Here is a 17,324-nt window from a genome sequence, read left to right on the forward strand (position 1 = left end):
GACAGCACGAGCCGCCGACCACGAGCACCGGGCACCGGGCTCCGGGCACCGGGCACCGGGCACCGCACTGCCTGCCGAACGGTCGTCGGCCTCAGCGCCGCCCGACGTCGCCGGACCGCGGCAGCCGGCCGAGCCGCAGCGCGGCGGGCACGGCGACGACGAGGAACGCCACGAGGAGCGCCGCGGCTCCCCACGCGAGCGCCGAGTACGACCACAGCGCGATCACCCCGCCCGCGAGGAGCCCGCCGACGGCACCCCCGGCGTTCATCGAGAGGTCGGAGACACCCTGCACGGCGGTGCGCGCCGACGCGGGCGTCGCGTCCACGAGCAGCGCCGAGCCGGCGACGAGCCCGCACGACCACCCGATCCCCAGCAGCACGAGCCCGACGGTCAGCCGCGCCGAGTCGTCGCTCGGCGCGCCCGCCACGACGACGGCCGCCGCGAGCAGCACGACGCCGCCGACCACCAGGACGCGCGCGTGGCCGACCCGGTCGGCGAGCCACCCGATCACCGGGCTGAGCGCGTACATCCCGGCGATGTGGGCGCTGATGACGAGCCCGACGACCTGGAGCGTCGCCCCGCCGTGGTTCATGTGCACGGGAGTCATCGACATGAGCCCGACCATCACGAGGTGGCTGGTCACGATCGCGCCGAGCGCGAGCCGGGCCGCTCCCGACGAGCGCACCACGTCCCACCCGGCCCGGATCCCACCCGGCGCGCGACCCGTCGCCGGCCCTGCTGCCGTCCCGGGCGCGGGCGCCGCCGCAGTTCCCGCCGGCGGCGCAGCCCCCGCCGGCGCCAGGGTGCCCGACGGCGCGCGGACCGCTGCAGCGACGTGCAGCGGGTCGGGACGCAGCCACACCCACACGACGAGCGCCGCGGCGACGAACGCGACGGCGGCGAGGACGTAGGGTGCGGCGGTCGGCCCGGCCCCGACCGCTCCCTCCGCGGCGCCGTGCCCCGCGTGGTCCGACGTCGTCGCGGCACCCGAGCCGACCCGGTCGGCGAGCCCTCCGAGCGTCGGCCCGAGGACGGAGCCGATCGTCGTCGCCCACACCACGACCGACAGGTCTGTCGCCCGGCGCTCCGGTGTCGCGAGGTCGGTCGCGGCGAACCGCGACGCGAGCCCGGCCGCGGAGCCCGCGCCGAACAGGACCATCGCGACGACGAGCGCCGGCCACGACCCGAGCCACGTCGAGACCGCGGCCCCGACGGCCCCGACCGCGGCGAGCGCGAAGCCCGTGGTGAGCGAGCGCCGTCGGCCGTGTCGCGCGGCGAGGCGGGCGAGGGGCAGCGCCACGGCCGCCGCACCCACGACGGCCGCGGTCTGCGTGAGGCCGGCCACGGCGTCGGACCCGGAGAGCTCGGACGCGATGAGCGAGCTCACCGCGATGCCCGTCGCCACGCCGACGCCGGCGAGCACCTGGCTCGCGGCGAGGGTCGCGACGGTCCGGCGCTGCGTGCGGGCGAGGTCGAGGCTGGTCACGCCCCGACCCTAGGCGCTCGCCCGGCCGCGCGACCAGGAGCCGGACTGCCACCGATCGTCGACGTCCTGCCACGCGGGCGGGCTCCGACGTCGCTCGCCGGGCGAGGCCAGGGGAGGATGGGCCCGTGGAGACCTCGATCCTCTGGCACGCCGGACCGCTGATCGACGACGTCGAGATCACGCAGGTCCACGAGCTCGCCGCTGCGGCCGAGCGGGCCGACGGCGTCGCCCCGCTCTCGGAGCAGCCGCTGCTCAACCTGCGCGAGGCGGACGACGGCGTCGTGCACCTGCTCTCCTGGTGGCGCGGGAGCCTCGCCGGCTACGCCCAGGTGGACCGGCGCGGGCCCGTCCCCAGCGCCGAGCTGGTCGTCCGGCCGGAGCACCGCCGCCACGGGCTCGGCTTCCACCTGCTGGCGAGCGCGACGGCCCGCGCGCAGGAGCCTCGCGACGGCGCCCCGTCCGACGTCGTCCACGGCGGACCGGCCGCCCCGCTGCACGTCTGGGCACACGGGGACCTGCCCGCCGCCCGGTCGCTCGCGGCGCGCTCGGGTCTCGTGCCCGTGCGCGAGCTCCTCGTGCTCGTCCGCCCGCTGGGCGGGCCTGATGAGCACCCGTTCCCCGCCGTGCCGCCGGGCCTGCGGCTGCGCCCGTTCGTGCCGGGGGCCGACGACGCGGCGTGGGTCCGGACCAACGCGCGCGCCTTCGCGCAGCACCCCGAGCAGGGACGCCTCACCGTCGAGGACCTGCGCGCCCGGACGCGAGAGGACTGGTTCGACGCGGGAGGGCTGTATCTCCTCGAGGAGGAGAAGGACGGCGCGCCGCTTGGGTTCGTCTGGACGAAGATCCCCGTGACCTCCGGCGCCCCGGCGGGCGCGCCGCACCCCGAGGGCGAGATCTACGTCGTCGGCGTGGACCCCGACGCCCAGGGGCGCGGGCTCGGCACGGTGCTGACCGCCGTCGGGATCGCCCATCTGGCCCGCGCGGGCGTGCAGGAGGTGTTCCTCTACGTGGACGGCGACAACACGCCCGCCGTCCGGACCTACGAGCGGGCGGGCTTCGTACGACGCACGGCCGACGTGCAGTACGCCGCCGTTGCGACGCCGGCGGGGCCGACCGGTCGGTGACCCGCGTCACGCGTCGTTCACCAACTGGTGCCACCATGAACCCATGACCGACACGTCCACCCAGCGCGCGCTCGACCCGGATCTCGCGGCGCACATCGCCGAGCACATCGCCGAGGAGCCGGAGATCGAGATCACGGTCGCCCCGGGCGCCGAGCCGCTGCCCGACGACCGCTTCGCGGACCGTGAGCTGAGCTGGCTCGCGTTCAACCGTCGCGTGCTCGAGCTCGCGGAGGACCCGCGGCAGCCGCTCCTGGAGCGCGTGCGCTTCCTCGCGATCTTCGCGTCGAACCTGGACGAGTTCTTCATGGTGCGCGTCGCAGGCCTGAAGCGCCGCATGGCGACGGGTATCGCGGTCACGGCGGCGTCGGGGCTCTCGCCGCGGCAGGTGCTCGACGCGATCAGCGAGCGCTCGCACGAGCTCATGGCGCGGCACGCGAGCGTCTTCGCCGACGACGTGCAGCCCGCGCTCGCCGCGGAGGGCATCACGCTGGTGCACTGGGACGAGCTGGAGACACGTGAGCAGGAGCGTCTGCACAAGTACTTCCGCAAGCAGATCTTCCCCGTCCTCACGCCGCTCGCCGTGGACCCGGCGCACCCGTTCCCGTACATCTCGGGCCTGTCGCTCAACCTCGCGGTGGTCGTCGCGAACCCGACGACCGGCAAGGAGCACTTCGCCCGCGTCAAGGTGCCGCCGCTGCTGCCGCGGTTCATCGCGGTCGACGCGCGGGGGCGCCCGTCGGCGCCGACGTCGCAGACGGGTGCGGCCGACCGCGGACCCACGTCGTTCGTGCCGATCGAGGAGGTCATCGCGCAGCACCTCGACCACCTCTTCCCGGGCATGGAGGTGCGCGAGCACCACACGTTCCGGGTCACGCGCAACGAGGACGTCGAGGTCGAGGAGGACGACGCCGAGAACCTCCTGCAGGCCATGGAGAAGGAGCTGCTGCGCCGCCGCTTCGGCCCGCCCGTGCGGCTCGAGCTCACGCACGGCATCAGCCCGCGCATCCGCGCGCTGCTGGTGCGCGAGCTCGGCGTCGTCGAGGAGGAGGTGTACGAGCTCCCCGAGCCTCTCGACCTCACGGGCCTCAACCTCCTCGCGGACCTCGACCGTGCGGACCTGCACTTCCCTCCCTTCGTCCCGACGACGCACCGCGTGCTCGCCGAGGTGGAGAGCGCGTCGCCGACCGACGTGTTCGCCGCGATCCGCGAGCGCGACGTGCTGCTGCACCACCCGTACGACTCGTTCTCGACGTCGGTGCAGACGTTCCTCGAGCAGGCCGCCGCCGACCCGAAGGTCCTCGCGATCAAGCAGACGCTGTACCGCACGTCGGGCGACTCCCCCATCGTCGACGCGCTCATCGACGCCGCCGACGCGGGCAAGCAGGTGCTCGCCCTCGTCGAGATCAAGGCGCGCTTCGACGAGGAGGCGAACATCTCGTGGGCCCGCAAGCTCGAGCAGGCGGGCGTGCACGTCGTCTACGGGATCGTCGGGCTCAAGACCCACTGCAAGCTGTCGCTCGTCGTCCGGCAGGAGTCGGACGGCCTGCGCCGGTACTGCCACGTCGGGACGGGCAACTACCACCCGAAGACCGCGCGGCTGTACACCGACCACGGCCTGCTGACGTGCGACCCCGACGTCGGGCAGGACCTCACGCGCCTGTTCAACCAGCTCTCGGGCTACGCGCCGCAGTCCCGGTTCCACCGGCTCCTCGTGGCGCCCCGCACGGTGCGCACGGGTCTGGTGGAGCGCATCGAGCGCGAGTCGGCGGCGGCGCGCGAGGGCCACGACGCCTGGGTCACGATCAAGGTGAACTCCGTCGTCGACGAGGCCACGATCGACGCGCTCTACCGGGCGTCCCAGGCGGGCGTGAAGGTCGACCTCGTCGTGCGCGGGATCTGCGCGGTCCGGCCCGGCGTCCCGGGGCTGTCGGAGAACATCCGCGTCCGGTCGATCCTCGGCCGGTTCCTCGAGCACTCGCGCATCTTCGCGTTCGCGAACTCCGCGGGCCCGGCCATCGGCGAAGGGCCCGAGAGCGGCCCGGAGGTCTTCATCGGTTCCGCCGACCTCATGCACCGCAACCTCGACCGGCGGGTCGAGGCGCTCGTGCGCATCACCGACACCGACCAGGTGCGCGAGCTCCTCGACCTCCTGGACACGTCGACGGCCGACACGACGGCCTCGTGGCACCTCGACGCGGACGGGACGTGGCACCGTCCCGACGCCGGTCCCGACGGCACGCCGCTCGTCGACCTGCAGGCGAGCCTCGTGAGCCGCCAGCGCCGCCGTCTCGCCGGGAGGCGGTGAGCCGCGGATGGGAGTCCCGCCCTCCGCGCTGCAACCGGGCGTCCCGCTGCGCCCCGCCCTCGGTCCGACGCACGTCGAGCACGCCCCCGTCATCGAGTCCGCCGGCGCGCTCGTGTGGCGCGTGCACGACGGCGAGCTGCAGGTCCGGCTCGTGCACCGCCCGCGCTACGACGACTGGTCCTGGCCCAAGGGCAAGCTCGACCCGGGCGAGACCTTCCAGGCTGCCGCCGCGCGTGAGGTGGCCGAGGAGACAGGTAAGGCCGTGGTGCTGGGCGTGCCGCTGCCGGGGCTGCAGTACCTCACGCCCGAGGGGCGCGTGAAGCGGGTCCACTACTGGGCCGCACGCCGCGCGTCGCGCACACGGGACGCCGGCGCGCTCGCCGCACGCGCGCCGGTGCCCCCGGTCTCGCCGCAGGAGATCGACGCCGCCGCCTGGCTCCCGGTCCAGGACGCGGCGCGCCGGCTGACGCGCTACGCCGACCGGACACCGCTCGAGGCGCTCGTGCGCGAACGGGACGAGGGTCGGCTCGCGACCCACGTCGTCGTCATCGCCCGGCACGGCAAGGCCGTGACGCGCGGGGTGTGGCACGGCGAGGAGCGGGACCGTCCGCTCACACCCGCCGGGCACGCGCAGGCGATGGCGCTCGTCCCGGTGCTCGCGGCCTACGGCGTCGAGGCGGTCGTCACGAGCCGGTGGGACCGCTGCGCGCAGACCATCGCGCCGTACGCCGACGCCGCGCGCCTCGAGACGGTCAGCAGCGAGCACCTCAGCGAGGCGCAGCACGAGCGCTCCCCGGGGCGGGTCGCCCGGACCGTGCGCGAGCTGCTCGAGACCGAGCGGTCGACGGTGCTGTGCACGCACCGGCCGGTGCTGCCGACCGTCCTCGACGTGCTGGGCCAGCACTCGCGCCGCGCCGTCGCGAACGCGCTCCCGACGCAGGACCCCTACCTGGAGCCGGGCGAGATCATCGTCGCGCACGTCGCCCACACGTCGAAGGGGCCGCGCGTCGTCGCGGCGGAGAAGGTCGCGCCGCCCCTGCACTGACCTGTCAGGGCCACAGGTCACCGGGGTGATCCCTCGCCCTGACACGTCCGGAGCATCGCCCACGTGTCAGGACCACAAACCACTCTGGTGACCTGTGGCCCTGACAGGTCACGCGGTTCTCACGAGAGAAGGTGCCGCGCCAGGATCGCGACGACGCGCAGCGGCTCGATCCGCAGGGCCGATGCCGGCAGCCTGATCGCCGTCGTGCGGTCGTCGTGCCCGAGCTCGGCGTCGCGCAGGAGGTCGTCGTACCAGCGGCCCACCTCCATGTGCCCGACTCCGTCGACCTCCACGACGAGGCGCCGCCCGTCACGCAGGCGCCACTCGGCGTCGAGGTAGCGCGTGCGGCCGCGCGCGTCCTGCCGACGTACCTGCCGGAGCGGCTCGGGCAACCCGTGCGCGCGGCACAGGCGCCCGAGGTCGATCTCGCTCAGCGCGTCGGCACCGCCTCGAATGTCCGCAAGGCTCGCGCGCATCAGCCGGTGGAAACGCACCTTCCCGACGCGGTCGAGCTGCTCGTGCAGGCGATCGGGCGTCGTCAGCCGCTGCTGCACGACGGCCGCGAGCAGCCCGACGGCGGTGCGCGGTGACGTCTGCCAGGCGGCTGCGTCGACGGCGCACCGCTCGACCCGGTGCACGGGCAGCCGGTCGACGCGCACGATGTCCTCCGGCGCCGGTCGTCGCGACTCGTGCACGACGACGCCCGGCCGCCGCACCACCGTCGCGCCCCGGGCGACGACGACGTGGATGCCCGGCCGTGACCAGCCCGAGAGACCGTGCCGGGCGAGCCCGGTCCACGACCCGAGCGCCACTGGCGCGGGCGCGCACAGGACGGCGGTCCACAACGCGGTCTCCGCCGTCGGCGGCCCGTTGTGCAGCACGACGACGTCGCTCGAGACCGCGGTCCAGCGTCGCGCCGCGAGCTGGGTCGTGACGTGCCGCGACGTGATGCCGAGCGCACGCAGCTGGGAACGGGTGGCGACGGACGCCTGGGCAGCGACGAGGCGGGAGAAGCCGGGCACGTGGACGACGTCGCGGGAACCGGTCATGAGGCGAGCCTGGTCGGCGAGGGGGCGGCGCCGTCGGGCACGGCGACCTGCCTGTGGACGGCCCTGCTGCGGCACGGGCCTGTGCACGGCCAGGATCCCGCCGACGCGTCAGGAGCACAGATCACCCCGGCGATCCCTCGCCCTGACACGCGCGGAACCCGACGAACGTGTCAGGGTGACAGGCCACCCCGGTGACCCATCACCCTGACACGTCGCGAGCGTCGCGTCAGAGGAGGATCGGGCTGAGGATCCAGTACATGACCGCGGCCACGAGGGCGGCCATGGGGATGGTCAGCACCCAGGCGATGCCGATGTTCTTCGCGACGCCCCAGCGGACCGCCGAGAGCCGCTTCGTCGCCCCGACGCCCATGATCGCCGACGTGATCGTGTGGGTCGTCGAGACGGGCGCGTGGAAGATGAACGCGTTGGCGTAGAGCACGAGCGACGCCACGGACTCGGCGACGAAGCCGCGTGCCGGGTCGAGCTCGATGATCTTGCGGCCCAGCGTGCGCATGATGCGCCACCCGCCCGCGTACGTGCCGAGCGAGATCGCCGTCGCGGCGGAGAGCTTGACCCACAGCGGGATGGTGTTGTCGTCCTGGAACCCGCCCGCGACGAGCGCGAGCACGATGACGCCCATCGTCTTCTGCGCGTCCTGGAGGCCGTGGCCGAGCGCCATCGCCGCGGCGGACGCCGTCTGCGCGATGCGGAAGCGGCGGAACGCCCGCGCCGGGGCCGCGTTCCGGAAGAGCCAGAGCACGCCGACCATGAGCGCGAACGCGAGACCGAACCCGATGAGCGGGGAGAAGATCATGGGGAGCACGACCTTGTCGAGGATCGCGTCCCAGTGCACGGTGATGCCCGACGCGATCCCGACGCCCGCGAGCCCGCCGATGATGGCGTGCGTCGACGACGACGGCAGCCCGAGCCACCACGTGATGAGGTTCCACGTGATCGCGCCGACGAGCCCGCACAGCACGATGACGAGGCCTTGGTGGGGTGGCACGTCGTTCACCGCCACGATGTCCTCGGCGATGGTCTGCGCCACGGCCGTGCCGAGCAGCGCCCCGATGAGGTTGAAGACCGCCGCCATGATGAGCGCGGCCCGCGGGGTCAGGGCCCGGGTGGAGACCGACGTCGCGATCGCGTTCGCCGCGTCGTGGAAACCGTTCGTGTAGTCGAACGCCAGCGCGAACGCGACGACGATGACGACGAGGACGACCTCGGTACCCACCGCGCTCAGGACTCCTTGAGCGCGATGGTCTCGACCGTGTTGGCGACCTTCTCGAAGGCGTCCGCCGCTTCCTCGAGGATCTCCACGATCTCCTTGAGCTTCATGAGGAGGATCGGGTCCGTGACCTCGTCGAACAGCTCCGCCAGCAGCTTGCGGTGCACCTTGTCCGCCTGGTTCTCGAGGCGGTTGACCTCGACCCAGTACTCGGCGAGGTCGCTCATGGACCGCAGCCGCGGCATGGCCTCCGCCGTGAGCTCCGACGCGCGCTGCAGCACCTGCACCTGCTCGGACACCCGCGCCGGCAGCGCCTCGACCTTGTACAGGACGATGAGGTCGGCGGCCTCCTCCATGAAGTCCATGCAGTCGTCGAGCGCGGACGCAAGCGCGTAGATGTCGTCCCGGTCGAACGGGGTGACGAACGTCTGGTTGAGGCGTCGCATGATCGAGTGGGTCGCGTCGTCCGCGAGGTGCTCGACCTCGCTGAGCTTCTTCGCGAGCGCCTTGCGGGTCGGCCGGTCGGCACCGAGCAGCTCGGCGAGGAGCGTGGAACCGGTGACGAGGTGCTGCGCCAGTGCGGCGAGGAGATCGAAGAACGAGGTGTCGCGCGGGGTCAGGCGCAGGCGCACGGGGGGCTCCGGAGGTGGGGCGGGGTCGGGATCGGCGCGGTGTCGCAGCGCTCTCGTGTCCGTGTCGACGAGGCGTTGCCGGTACTGCGTCGGTGAGTCTCGAAGAGTGCTGAGGGTGAGGTATGGGTGAACACGGGTCGAACTCTCGTCAAATGTAGCCGACCGAGTGCCGTGCTCCCGCACTCGTCGCCGTGCGTACGCCATGACGTGCGGCACGGCCGGCACGTGCCGGGCAAGGTCCCGCGCGGGACCGTCGGGGTGAGGATGCCGACGCCGCCCGCCTCGTCGCGGGCCGCTCGGCCACGGAACGACGCCGGACCGGGAGCGCCTCTCGGCGCGTGGCCGCTCGTAGCGGCTGAGTGTGGAGCCCGGGGCTACCGCGGTCCGGCGTCGTCGTCCATCGTACGTGCCGGTGCCCGGCACGGGAACCCGGACGGTGTCGTGTTCGCGCACCGCGAGACTCCCCCGGATCGGGGTGCGAGCGGGCCGACGTCGTGCGAGCGGCGTCGGTCGAGCCGGTCAGTCGAGCCGGTCGGCCCGCCACAGCGTCGCCGCGTGCTCGAGATCCTCGGCCGTGCGCTGCAGCGACGACGCGCCCCGCGTGGTGCGCAGCGCGCCGTCTGGGTCGGCGACCTCGCGGGCGTCGGCGTCGAACGCCGCCCCGGTCGCGAGGATGCGGCAGAACGACGCGGCGCGCTCGAGCGCGACGGCGAGGTCCCCGGCGAAGACGCCCGAGAGCACCGCGTCGGCGAGCTCGAGCAGGTCCTGCGGCTCGGGCGGGCGCGGGACGCCGGCGATCGCCTCGTGCACCGGGGCGACGTCGACGCCGAGCCGGTAGCGCAGCGTCACGGTCTGCGGGTCGCGGCGCACCCACTCGCGCAGCACGTAGAGCCGCCACAGCGCACCCGGCAGGGAGTTGGGCGGTGCGTCCGCCCACAGCGCCGCGACGACGTCGAGCCCTTCGGTCTCGACGAGGTGGACGAGCCGGCCGACGACCTCGGGGTCCTCCGCGTCGCGGGCCTGGTGGACGATGGCGTGCGCAGTCGTGTGCGCGACCTCCTCGCGGAGCGCGGGGTCGAGCTCGCCGGGGAGCTCGTCGGCGTCGCGCGGGTCGAGCATCGCGGGCCGGCGCGGGCGCACGATGCGGTCCGAGCGGCCGGGGTCGGGGGCGTCGCCCGGCACGGCGGGGGACGGCTCGCGAGGGCGCTCGGGCGGGAGGTCTGGGACGTCGGGCACCGATCCAGTCTGCACCGGACCGCCGTCGGGCACGTGCCGCGACGGTGTCGCGCAGGCCACCGGCGGGCCGGGCCGCTTCGGCGCGCCGGGTCGAACAGGCCGCCCTACAGTGACAAAAGGGTCCCGGCAGGACCCGCGAGCGACCGGAGGGATCCCATGTCCAGCAGCAACACCGCAGGTCACCCGACCGTCACCGCGAAGAGCGCGCACCGCAAGGCCATCGGTCTTGCCTTCGCCGCCGCCGTCGGTGGCTTCCTCTTCGGGTTCGACAGCTCGGTCATCAACGGCGCGGTGGCGGCGATCGAGGGCCAGTTCGACCTCGACGCCGCTGTCACCGGTCTCGTGGTCGCGATCGCGCTCCTCGGGTGCGCGCTCGGCGCGTGGTCGGGCGGAAAGCTCGCCGACCGGTGGGGTCGCACGCGCGTCATGGTGGTCGGCGCGATCCTGTTCTTCGTCTCGTCGATCCTCTCGGCGATCGCCTTCTCGGCGCTGGACCTCGCGCTCTGGCGCTTCATGGCCGGCGTCGGGATCGGCATCGCGTCGGTGATCGCCCCCGCGTACATCGCCGAGATCGCCCCGGCGAAGCTGCGTGGTCGCCTCGGCTCGCTCCAGCAGCTCGCGATCACGGTCGGCATCTTCGCCGCGCTGCTGTCCGACCAGCTCCTCGCGGAGACGGCCGGCGGCGCCGCCAACGAGCTGTGGCTGGGGTGGGAGGCCTGGCGCTGGATGTTCCTCGTGTGCGTGGTCCCCGCCGCGGTCTACGGCCTCCTCGCGCTGCGCATCCCCGAGTCGCCCCGCTACCTCGTCGCCAAGGGCCGCGACGCGGAGGCGAGGGACGTGCTCGAGTCGGTGCTAGGCCCCGACGAGGACGTGGACGACCGCATCGCCCAGATCCACCGCTCGATCGCCGTGGACGAGAAGAACGCCCAGGAGGGCTCGCTCAAGGGCTCGACCTTCGGCCTCAAACCGATCGTCTGGGTCGGCATCCTGCTGTCGGTGTTCCAGCAGTTCGTCGGGATCAACGTGATCTTCTACTACTCGACGACCCTGTGGCAGGCCGTCGGGTTCGACGAAAGCCAGTCGTTCCTCGTCTCGACGATCACCTCGGTGACGAACGTCGCCGTGACGTTCATCGCGATCGCCCTCGTGGACAAGGTGGGCCGGCGCCCCATCCTGCTCATCGGCTCGGCCGGCATGACGCTCTCGCTCGGCATCATGGCGCTCGCCTTCACCCAGGCGAGCGGGAGCGGCGACAACATCACGCTGCCCGACCCGTGGGCCCCGATCGCGCTCGTCGCCGCGAACGCGTTCGTCGTCTTCTTCGGCGCGTCCTGGGGGCCCCTGGTCTGGGTCCTGCTCGGCGAGATGTTCCCGAACCGGATCCGCGCCGCCGCGCTGGGGGTCGCGGCGATGGCGCAGTGGCTCGCGAACTTCGCGATCACGCTCTCGTTCCCCCCGATGCTCGACGCGTTCGGCGCGTCCATCCCGTACCTCATGTACGCGATCTTCGCGGCGCTGTCGTTCGTCTTCGTGCTCTCCAAGGTCCCGGAGACCAAGGGCATGGAGCTCGAGGACATGGGCAACGAGGCGGCTGCCCGACACGGCTGACCCGCTCCACCGACCACCCCGACGAACCCGGGGTCGCACGGCACCCGGTCCCCCGGGGAGGCCTGTGGCCCCGGGTTCGTCGCGCCCGGGAACGCCCGGCCCCAGCCAATGGTTGCTGCAAGCAACTGCATCCGGTATGCTTGCCTGCAGCAACCAAGGAGTCACCGTGCCCGTCACCCCCACCCTCGCGCCCGACGACGCGCCGCCCACCCCTTCCGACCGCACCCCGACCTCGGGGCTCGTCCGCGCGCTCGACGACCTCGCGCGCGTGCAGCGGGAGAGCGCGGTGCGCATCGCCCGGGAGCTCGACATCCCCCGCGCGGCGTTCGGCGTGCTGCGCATGCTCGACCGCTGCGGCCCCGTCCAGCTCGGCGACGTCGCAGCCAGGCTGCGCGTCGACCTGTCGGTCGCGAGCCGTCAGGTGAGCCACCTCGTCGACGGCGGCCTCGTGCTGCGCTCGGTCGACGACGACGACCGGCGCGCCCGGACCATCGCGCTCACCGACGCCGGGCACGCCGTCGTCCGGCGCTCGTTCGCGCTGATCGACGTGATGAGCGCCGAGACCTTCGCCGACTGGTCGCCCGACGAGATCGTCGCCGCGACCGACCAGATCGACCGCGTGACCGAGGCCGTCGCGGCGGCTCACGCCGCCTCCGGCCCCGCCACGCCCACCCCGACCTCCCCCGCACCGCCAGTCCCCCCGAGGAGCACCCCCGTATGACCAGCGCCACCACCTCCGCCGAGACGCCACCCGCGTCCGCCGGGCAGACCACGATGACCCGCCGTGAGGTCATGGAGTCCCTCTCCGGGATCCTTCTCGGCATGTTCGTCGCGATCCTCGCCAGCTCGATCGTGTCGAGCTCGCTGCCCAAGATCGTCAGCGACCTGGACGGGTCGCAGTCCTCCTACACCTGGGTCGTCACGTCGACCCTGCTCGCCATGTGCATCTCGACCCCGATCTGGGGCAAGCTGGCCGACCTCACGAACCGCAAGGTCCTCATCCAGGTCGCCCTCGTCGTCGCGGTCGTGTCGTCGGCGCTGGCCGGGCTGTCGCAGAACGTCGAGACCCTCATCGCGCTGCGCGCGTTCCAGGGCATCGGCGCCGGAGGCCTCATGGCGCTCGCGACCGTGCTCATCACCGACATCATCTCCCCGCGCGAGCGCGGCAAGTTCATGGGCCTCATGGGCGGCATCATGGCCGTCAGCCAGATCGGCGGCCCGCTCCTGGGCGGCGTGCTCACCGACACCGTGAGCTGGCGCCTGAACTTCTTCGTCGGCCTGCCGTTCGCGATCGCCGCGATCGTCGTGCTGCAGCGCACGCTGCACCTGCCGGCGATGGCGCGCAAGGTCGTCCGCATCGACTACTGGGGCGCGATCCTCATCAGCGTCGGCGTCGCCACGCTCCTGCTCTGGGTCACGTTCGCGGGCCAGAACTTCGAGTGGCTCTCGTGGCAGACCTTCGTCATGGTCGGCGGGGCGCTCGCCGCGCTCGTCGCCGCCGTGCTCGTCGAGCGCGTCACGCCCGAGCCGATCATCCCGCTGCACCTGTTCAAGAACCGGACGTTCGTCCTCGCGGTCGTCGCGTCGGTCGCCGTCGGTGTCGCGATGTTCGGCACCGCCGTCTTCCTCAGCCAGTACATGCAGGTCGCGCGCGGCAAGACGCCGACCGAGTCCGGTCTGCTGACGATCCCCATGATCATCGGCACGTTCGTCGCGTCGACGCTGTTCGGCCAGCTCATCACCCGGACCGGCCGGTACAAGACGATCATGGTCTCCGGCGCGGCGCTGCTCACCGTGTCCCTGCTCGCGCTGTCGACGATCGACTACCACACGAGCTTCGTCCTGGTCAGCCTCTACCTGTTCCTGCTCGGCACCTCGATGGGCATGCTCATGCAGAACCTGGTGCTCGCGGTCCAGAACACGCTCGCCGTCGAGGAGATGGGCGCCGGGTCGTCCACCGTCGCGTTCTTCCGCACGCTCGGTGGTGCGATCGGTGTGTCCGTGCTCGGCGCGGTGCTCGCGAGCACCGTGACCTCGTCGATCCGGTCCGGCCTCACGTCGATGGGCGTCCCGGCCGACTCGATGGGCGGCAGCAGCGCAGTGCCCGACGTCGCGACCCTGCCCGCCCCGGTCCGCGACCTCGTCGAGAAGTCGTACGGCGACGGGATCGCCGAGATCTTCCTCGTCGCAGTGCCGCTCGCGCTCGTCGCGTTGATCGCGGTCGCCTTCCTCAAGGAGGTGCCGCTCGGCACCAAGACGGGTCTGCAGGAGCGTCTCGAGCGCGAGGCGGCCACGTCCGCCGACCCCGACGACGCACCCGTGGACGCGACGCCCGGTCGCGTGACCCTCGCCGAGGAGGCCGAGTCGACGCTCGTCGACGCCTGGGCCCCCGGCGGCGTGGTCGACGACGAGGCCACGGCCCGACCGTCCCGCTGACCCAGCGAGCGCTGAGTGCATGAAATATGCGGTCTCGAAACGATTCGGGGCCGCCTATTTCATGCACTCAGCGTGCTGGTCGGGTGTCCAGCGGGGTGAGGTTTCCCGAACGATCGTGACCTTTGCTCCCCGTTGGCGCCATGATGGGCCTGTGTCCGCCGAGAAGCCCGCCCCGAGCGCCGCCCCGACCACCGAGCCCGACGTCGCGTACGTCGACCTCGAGCGCGAGCTGCGCATCCTGCTGCGCCGAGCCGGCGCGGCGGCCGCTGCCATGGCCCGCCGGATCCATCCCGGTCTGGAGGCGAGCGCCTACCCGCTCCTGGCGCACATCGCGGACCGGCCGGGCATCCGCGGTTCCGACCTCGCGGCGCACTTCGGCGTGGGACGGGCCACCATCTCCCGCCAGCTCAGCCGCATGCACTCGCTCGGGCTGGTCGCGCGCGAGGTCGACCCCGACGACTCGCGCGGCCAGCTCATCACGCTCACCCCCGACGGCGCGGCACGCCTCCAGGCCGCCCACCGCGGCCGGGTCCAGTCCATCACCGAGGCGCTCGCCGGGTGGGAGCCCGACGACGTCGCGACCCTGGCCGGGCTCCTGCACCGCTACTCCGAGGACGTCGTGCGCTGGAACGCGACCCGGTGACGACCCGGTGACACCGGCGCGGCGCCGCCTCGCCCTCGCAACGGCGCTCGCCGTCGTGGTGGTCGCGGGCCTCGTCGTGGCGACCCGCTTGCCGGACCCGTGGGGCGACGTCGGCGGCGACGTGCTCTACGCGGTGGCGACCTACCTGCTCCTGGCGCTCGTCCTCGCACGCTCCCGACCCGTCGTGGTCGGCGCGCTCGCCCTCGGGTGGTGCTGGGCGGTCGAGGCGCTGCAGGCCACCGGCGTCGCCGCGGCCGTGAACGACGAGGTCCCGCCCGCGGCGTTGCTGCTGGGCAGCACCTTCGCGGTGCGGGACCTGGCCTGCTACGCGGTCGGCGTCGCCCTCGCGGTGGGAGGCGACGTCCTCGCGCGGTCGCCCGCCGCGCGCCGCACGAGGCGGCGCACGACGGCGGACGTCACGCCGTCGGCTCGAACGCCAGGCTGACCGAGTTCATGCAGAAGCGGTCGCCGGTCGGGGTCTGCGGCGCGTCGTCGAAGACGTGCCCCAGGTGCGAGCCGCACCGGGCGCAGCGCACCTCGGTGCGCACCATCCCGAGGCTGCTGTCGGTGAGCAGCTCGACGCGCTCGCCGGCGAGCGGGCTGAAGAAGCTCGGCCACCCGCAGTGCGAGTCGAACTTGGTGTCCGAGCGGAAGAGCTCGTTGCCGCACGCGCGACAGCTGTAGACGCCGACGCGCTTCTCGTCGAGGAGCTCGCCGGTCCAGGCGCGCTCCGTGCCCGCGTGGCGCAGGACGGCGTACTCCTGCGGCGTCAGCTCCTCGCGCCACTGGGCGTCGGTCTTCGTCACCTCGTAGGTGCCGGTGTTCTCGTGGGTCTTGTCGGTCATGATCCACCTCCGACCATCCCAACCGTCGGGAGGCGTCCAGTGTTCCTGGCCCATGGCGCCCGGGCGCGCCACCGGGGAGGATGAGCCACATGGCCGAGATGCCGAAGAGCCTGCGCCGCCACGTCCACGCCCGGGCGGCGCCCGACCTGCTGTACGGCGCGGTCGTCACGGGGTCGGTGCTCGCGGTGAACAGCGTCCACACCGTCGACAGCGACCGGGTCGCCATCGCTGCTTCGGTGGTCGCGGTCATCTACTGGCTCGCGCACGTCTACGTGGACGCGGTCGGCGGCCGGTTCACCGATCGGGACCACTCGACGGGCGAACGGCTCGGCGAGGCCCTGCGGACCAACACCGGGGTGCTCGTCGGGAGCATCCCTCCGATCGTCGTGTTCGTGGTCGGTCGCCTCGCCGGGCTCGACCCCGAGGCCGCGTCGTTCGTCGCCCTGTGGTTCACCGTGGCGCTGCTCGCCTCTGCCGGCTGGTACGCGGCGTCGCGATCTGGCGTCCGTGGCTGGCCGCTCGTCGGCGAGACGTGCGTGGCGGCCGGCTTCGGCCTCGTCGTGATCCTGCTCAAGTACCTGCTGCACTGACCGAGGGCGTCCTCCGTGCATGCTGCGCGCGGAACGAGACGGAGGAGATCGTGCACGACGAACCTGCGTGCTGCGCCCCGCGTGCCGGCACACCGCACGGCAGTGCCGCCGACGCGGTACGCGGGCTCCCGCTCACCGCGCCGTCGGCCGGGCTCCCGCTCGCCGCACCGTCGGCCGGGCCCCTGCCGACGCCGGGCGGCGCGCCGCCGCACGACCTGGTGCACCTCGACGGCGGTGACTTCGTCATGGGGCACGACGGGCCCGACGGCTACCCCGAGGACGGTGAGGGGCCCGCGCACCGCGTGCACCTGCGGCCGTTCCGGATCGACCGCCATGCCGTCTCGAACGCCCGCTTCGCCGCCTTCGTCGACGCCACCGACTACCGCACGCAGGCGGAGGCGTCCGGCTGGTCCTTCGTGTTCGGGGGCCTCCTCCCCGACGACTTCCCGCCGACACGCGGGGTGTCGTCCGCACCGTGGTGGCGCGTCGTCGAGGGCGCGAGCTGGCGGTCCCCCGAAGGTCCCGGGTCGCACGTGCGCGAGCGGGCGCGCCACCCGGTGGTCCACGTGAGCTGGCACGACGCCGCGGCGTACGCCGACTGGTCCGGCCTGAGGCTCCCCACGGAGGCCGAGTGGGAGCACGCGGCGCGCGCCGGCCTCGCAGGCTTCCACTACCCGTGGGGGGCGGAGCGCGAACCGGGCGGGGTGCACCGCATGAACGTGTGGCAGGGCACCTTCCCCTCCCGTAACACCCGCGACGACGGCTGGTACGGGACCGCGCCGGTCGACGAGTACGCACCGAACGCCTTCGGGCTCCACAACATGACCGGGAACGTCTGGGAGTGGTGCGCCGACCGGTTCGCCGTCGACAGCTATCGCCGGTCCTCCGCGCACGACCCGAGAGGACCGGGGTCCGGCGATGCACGGGTGCTCCGGGGCGGGTCGTACCTGTGCCACGCGTCCTACTGCTTCCGGTACCGCGTGGACGCGCGGAGCTCGAGCACGCCGGGCTCGCCCGCGGGCAACGTCGGCTTCCGGTGCGCCGGCGACGGCTGAGTGGCGAGCACGAGCTCGCCGGCCGTCCGGTCGCCCTCGACC

General features: G+C 73.3%; 16 protein-coding genes. 10 read left to right on the forward strand and 6 right to left on the reverse strand.

Annotated features, from left to right (window positions below; translation table 11 throughout):
• Positions 1–91 precede the first annotated feature (91 nt).
• The gene (locus AC4H2G_RS02445) at positions 92–1,486 is read right to left on the reverse strand and encodes an MFS transporter (protein WP_494364174.1); all 1,395 of its coding nucleotides are present in this window, start codon (positions 1,484–1,486) and stop codon (positions 92–94) included.
• Positions 1,487–1,611: 125 nt separating this feature from the next.
• On the opposite strand from AC4H2G_RS02445, the gene mshD reads away from it, so the two are divergent.
• Genes mshD through AC4H2G_RS02460 form a run of 3 tightly spaced genes read left to right on the forward strand, consistent with a single transcriptional unit; the run spans position 1,612 to position 5,960 of the window.
• Positions 1,612–2,610, forward strand: a complete 999-nt coding sequence (mshD, locus tag AC4H2G_RS02450; RefSeq protein ID WP_494364175.1) for a mycothiol synthase — start codon at positions 1,612–1,614, stop codon at positions 2,608–2,610.
• A 43-nt stretch (positions 2,611–2,653) separates the two neighbouring features.
• Positions 2,654–4,915 (forward strand): RNA degradosome polyphosphate kinase, encoded by a 2,262-nt coding sequence (locus tag AC4H2G_RS02455; protein WP_494364176.1) that lies wholly within the window; start codon positions 2,654–2,656, stop codon positions 4,913–4,915.
• Between the two features lie 7 nt (positions 4,916–4,922).
• On the forward strand, positions 4,923–5,960 hold the full coding sequence (locus tag AC4H2G_RS02460) for an NUDIX hydrolase (RefSeq protein WP_494364177.1): 1,038 nt from the start codon (positions 4,923–4,925) through the stop codon (positions 5,958–5,960).
• A 119-nt stretch (positions 5,961–6,079) separates the two neighbouring features.
• On the opposite strand, the gene AC4H2G_RS02465 is transcribed toward AC4H2G_RS02460, so the two are convergent.
• The 4 genes from AC4H2G_RS02465 to AC4H2G_RS02480 form a co-directional block, all read right to left on the reverse strand.
• Positions 6,080–7,009 carry a hypothetical protein gene (locus AC4H2G_RS02465; protein WP_494364178.1) on the reverse strand — a complete coding sequence of 310 codons (930 nt, stop codon included), beginning with the start codon at positions 7,007–7,009 and terminating at the stop codon, positions 6,080–6,082.
• Positions 7,010–7,235: 226 nt separating this feature from the next.
• Positions 7,236–8,243 carry an inorganic phosphate transporter gene (locus AC4H2G_RS02470; RefSeq protein WP_494364179.1) on the reverse strand — a complete coding sequence of 336 codons (1,008 nt, stop codon included), beginning with the start codon at positions 8,241–8,243 and terminating at the stop codon, positions 7,236–7,238.
• A gap of 5 nt (positions 8,244–8,248) precedes the next feature.
• Positions 8,249–8,869 carry a DUF47 domain-containing protein gene (locus AC4H2G_RS02475; protein ID WP_494364180.1) on the reverse strand — a complete coding sequence of 207 codons (621 nt, stop codon included), beginning with the start codon at positions 8,867–8,869 and terminating at the stop codon, positions 8,249–8,251.
• A 519-nt stretch (positions 8,870–9,388) separates the two neighbouring features.
• The gene (locus tag AC4H2G_RS02480; RefSeq protein WP_494364519.1) at positions 9,389–9,988 is read right to left on the reverse strand and encodes a hypothetical protein; all 600 of its coding nucleotides are present in this window, start codon (positions 9,986–9,988) and stop codon (positions 9,389–9,391) included.
• A 273-nt stretch (positions 9,989–10,261) separates the two neighbouring features.
• Between AC4H2G_RS02480 and AC4H2G_RS02485 the strand changes: the two genes are divergently transcribed.
• The 5 genes from AC4H2G_RS02485 to AC4H2G_RS02505 all read left to right on the forward strand — a co-directional run bounded on the left by AC4H2G_RS02485 (position 10,262) and on the right by AC4H2G_RS02505 (position 15,237).
• Complete coding sequence (locus AC4H2G_RS02485; protein WP_494364181.1) at positions 10,262–11,713, forward strand: sugar porter family MFS transporter; 1,452 nt, start codon at positions 10,262–10,264, stop codon at positions 11,711–11,713.
• A 166-nt stretch (positions 11,714–11,879) separates the two neighbouring features.
• Entirely contained in the window at positions 11,880–12,434 is a 555-nt protein-coding gene (locus AC4H2G_RS02490) for a MarR family winged helix-turn-helix transcriptional regulator (protein WP_494364182.1), read from the forward strand.
• Complete coding sequence (locus tag AC4H2G_RS02495; protein ID WP_494364183.1) at positions 12,431–14,149, forward strand: MDR family MFS transporter; 1,719 nt, start codon at positions 12,431–12,433, stop codon at positions 14,147–14,149. Before AC4H2G_RS02490 ends, AC4H2G_RS02495 begins: the two co-directional genes overlap by 4 nt.
• A 151-nt stretch (positions 14,150–14,300) precedes the next feature.
• Entirely contained in the window at positions 14,301–14,792 is a 492-nt protein-coding gene (locus tag AC4H2G_RS02500; protein WP_494364184.1) for a MarR family winged helix-turn-helix transcriptional regulator, read from the forward strand.
• 7 nt (positions 14,793–14,799) lie between these two features.
• Positions 14,800–15,237: a ribosomal maturation YjgA family protein gene (locus tag AC4H2G_RS02505; RefSeq protein WP_494364185.1), complete on the forward strand. Its 438-nt coding sequence runs from the start codon at positions 14,800–14,802 to the stop codon at positions 15,235–15,237.
• Here AC4H2G_RS02505 and msrB read toward each other — a convergent pair.
• A complete protein-coding gene (msrB, locus tag AC4H2G_RS02510; protein ID WP_494364186.1) occupies positions 15,209–15,637 on the reverse strand; it encodes a peptide-methionine (R)-S-oxide reductase MsrB in 429 nt (142 codons plus the stop codon). The two genes, AC4H2G_RS02505 and msrB, sit on opposite strands and share 29 nt — an antisense overlap.
• An 89-nt stretch (positions 15,638–15,726) precedes the next feature.
• Here msrB and AC4H2G_RS02515 point away from each other — a divergent pair, with 89 nt between their 5' ends.
• Together AC4H2G_RS02515 and AC4H2G_RS02520 are read left to right on the forward strand one after the other, a co-directional pair.
• Positions 15,727–16,227 carry a hypothetical protein gene (locus AC4H2G_RS02515; RefSeq protein ID WP_494364187.1) on the forward strand — a complete coding sequence of 167 codons (501 nt, stop codon included), beginning with the start codon at positions 15,727–15,729 and terminating at the stop codon, positions 16,225–16,227.
• A gap of 50 nt (positions 16,228–16,277) precedes the next feature.
• Complete coding sequence (locus tag AC4H2G_RS02520; RefSeq protein WP_494364188.1) at positions 16,278–17,282, forward strand: formylglycine-generating enzyme family protein; 1,005 nt, start codon at positions 16,278–16,280, stop codon at positions 17,280–17,282.
• Positions 17,283–17,324: the final 42 nt, after the last annotated feature.

It is taken from the genome of Cellulosimicrobium sp. BMG9.23, from assembly GCF_059159985.1.

What these genes read in the sequence shown, in the direction of transcription:
- AC4H2G_RS02495 (WP_494364183.1), top strand. Translation starts at nt 12,431, where the DNA reads ATGACCAGCGCCACCACCTCCGCCGAGACGCCACCCGCGTCCGCCGGG.
- AC4H2G_RS02465 (WP_494364178.1), bottom strand. Translation starts at nt 7,009, where the DNA reads ATGACCGGTTCCCGCGACGTCGTCCACGTGCCCGGCTTCTCCCGCCTC.
- AC4H2G_RS02460 (WP_494364177.1), top strand. Translation starts at nt 4,923, where the DNA reads ATGGGAGTCCCGCCCTCCGCGCTGCAACCGGGCGTCCCGCTGCGCCCC.
- msrB (WP_494364186.1), bottom strand. Translation starts at nt 15,637, where the DNA reads ATGACCGACAAGACCCACGAGAACACCGGCACCTACGAGGTGACGAAG.
- AC4H2G_RS02480 (WP_494364519.1), bottom strand. Translation starts at nt 9,988, where the DNA reads ATGCTCGACCCGCGCGACGCCGACGAGCTCCCCGGCGAGCTCGACCCC.
- AC4H2G_RS02515 (WP_494364187.1), top strand. Translation starts at nt 15,727, where the DNA reads ATGGCCGAGATGCCGAAGAGCCTGCGCCGCCACGTCCACGCCCGGGCG.
- AC4H2G_RS02455 (WP_494364176.1), top strand. Translation starts at nt 2,654, where the DNA reads ATGACCGACACGTCCACCCAGCGCGCGCTCGACCCGGATCTCGCGGCG.
- AC4H2G_RS02485 (WP_494364181.1), top strand. Translation starts at nt 10,262, where the DNA reads ATGTCCAGCAGCAACACCGCAGGTCACCCGACCGTCACCGCGAAGAGC.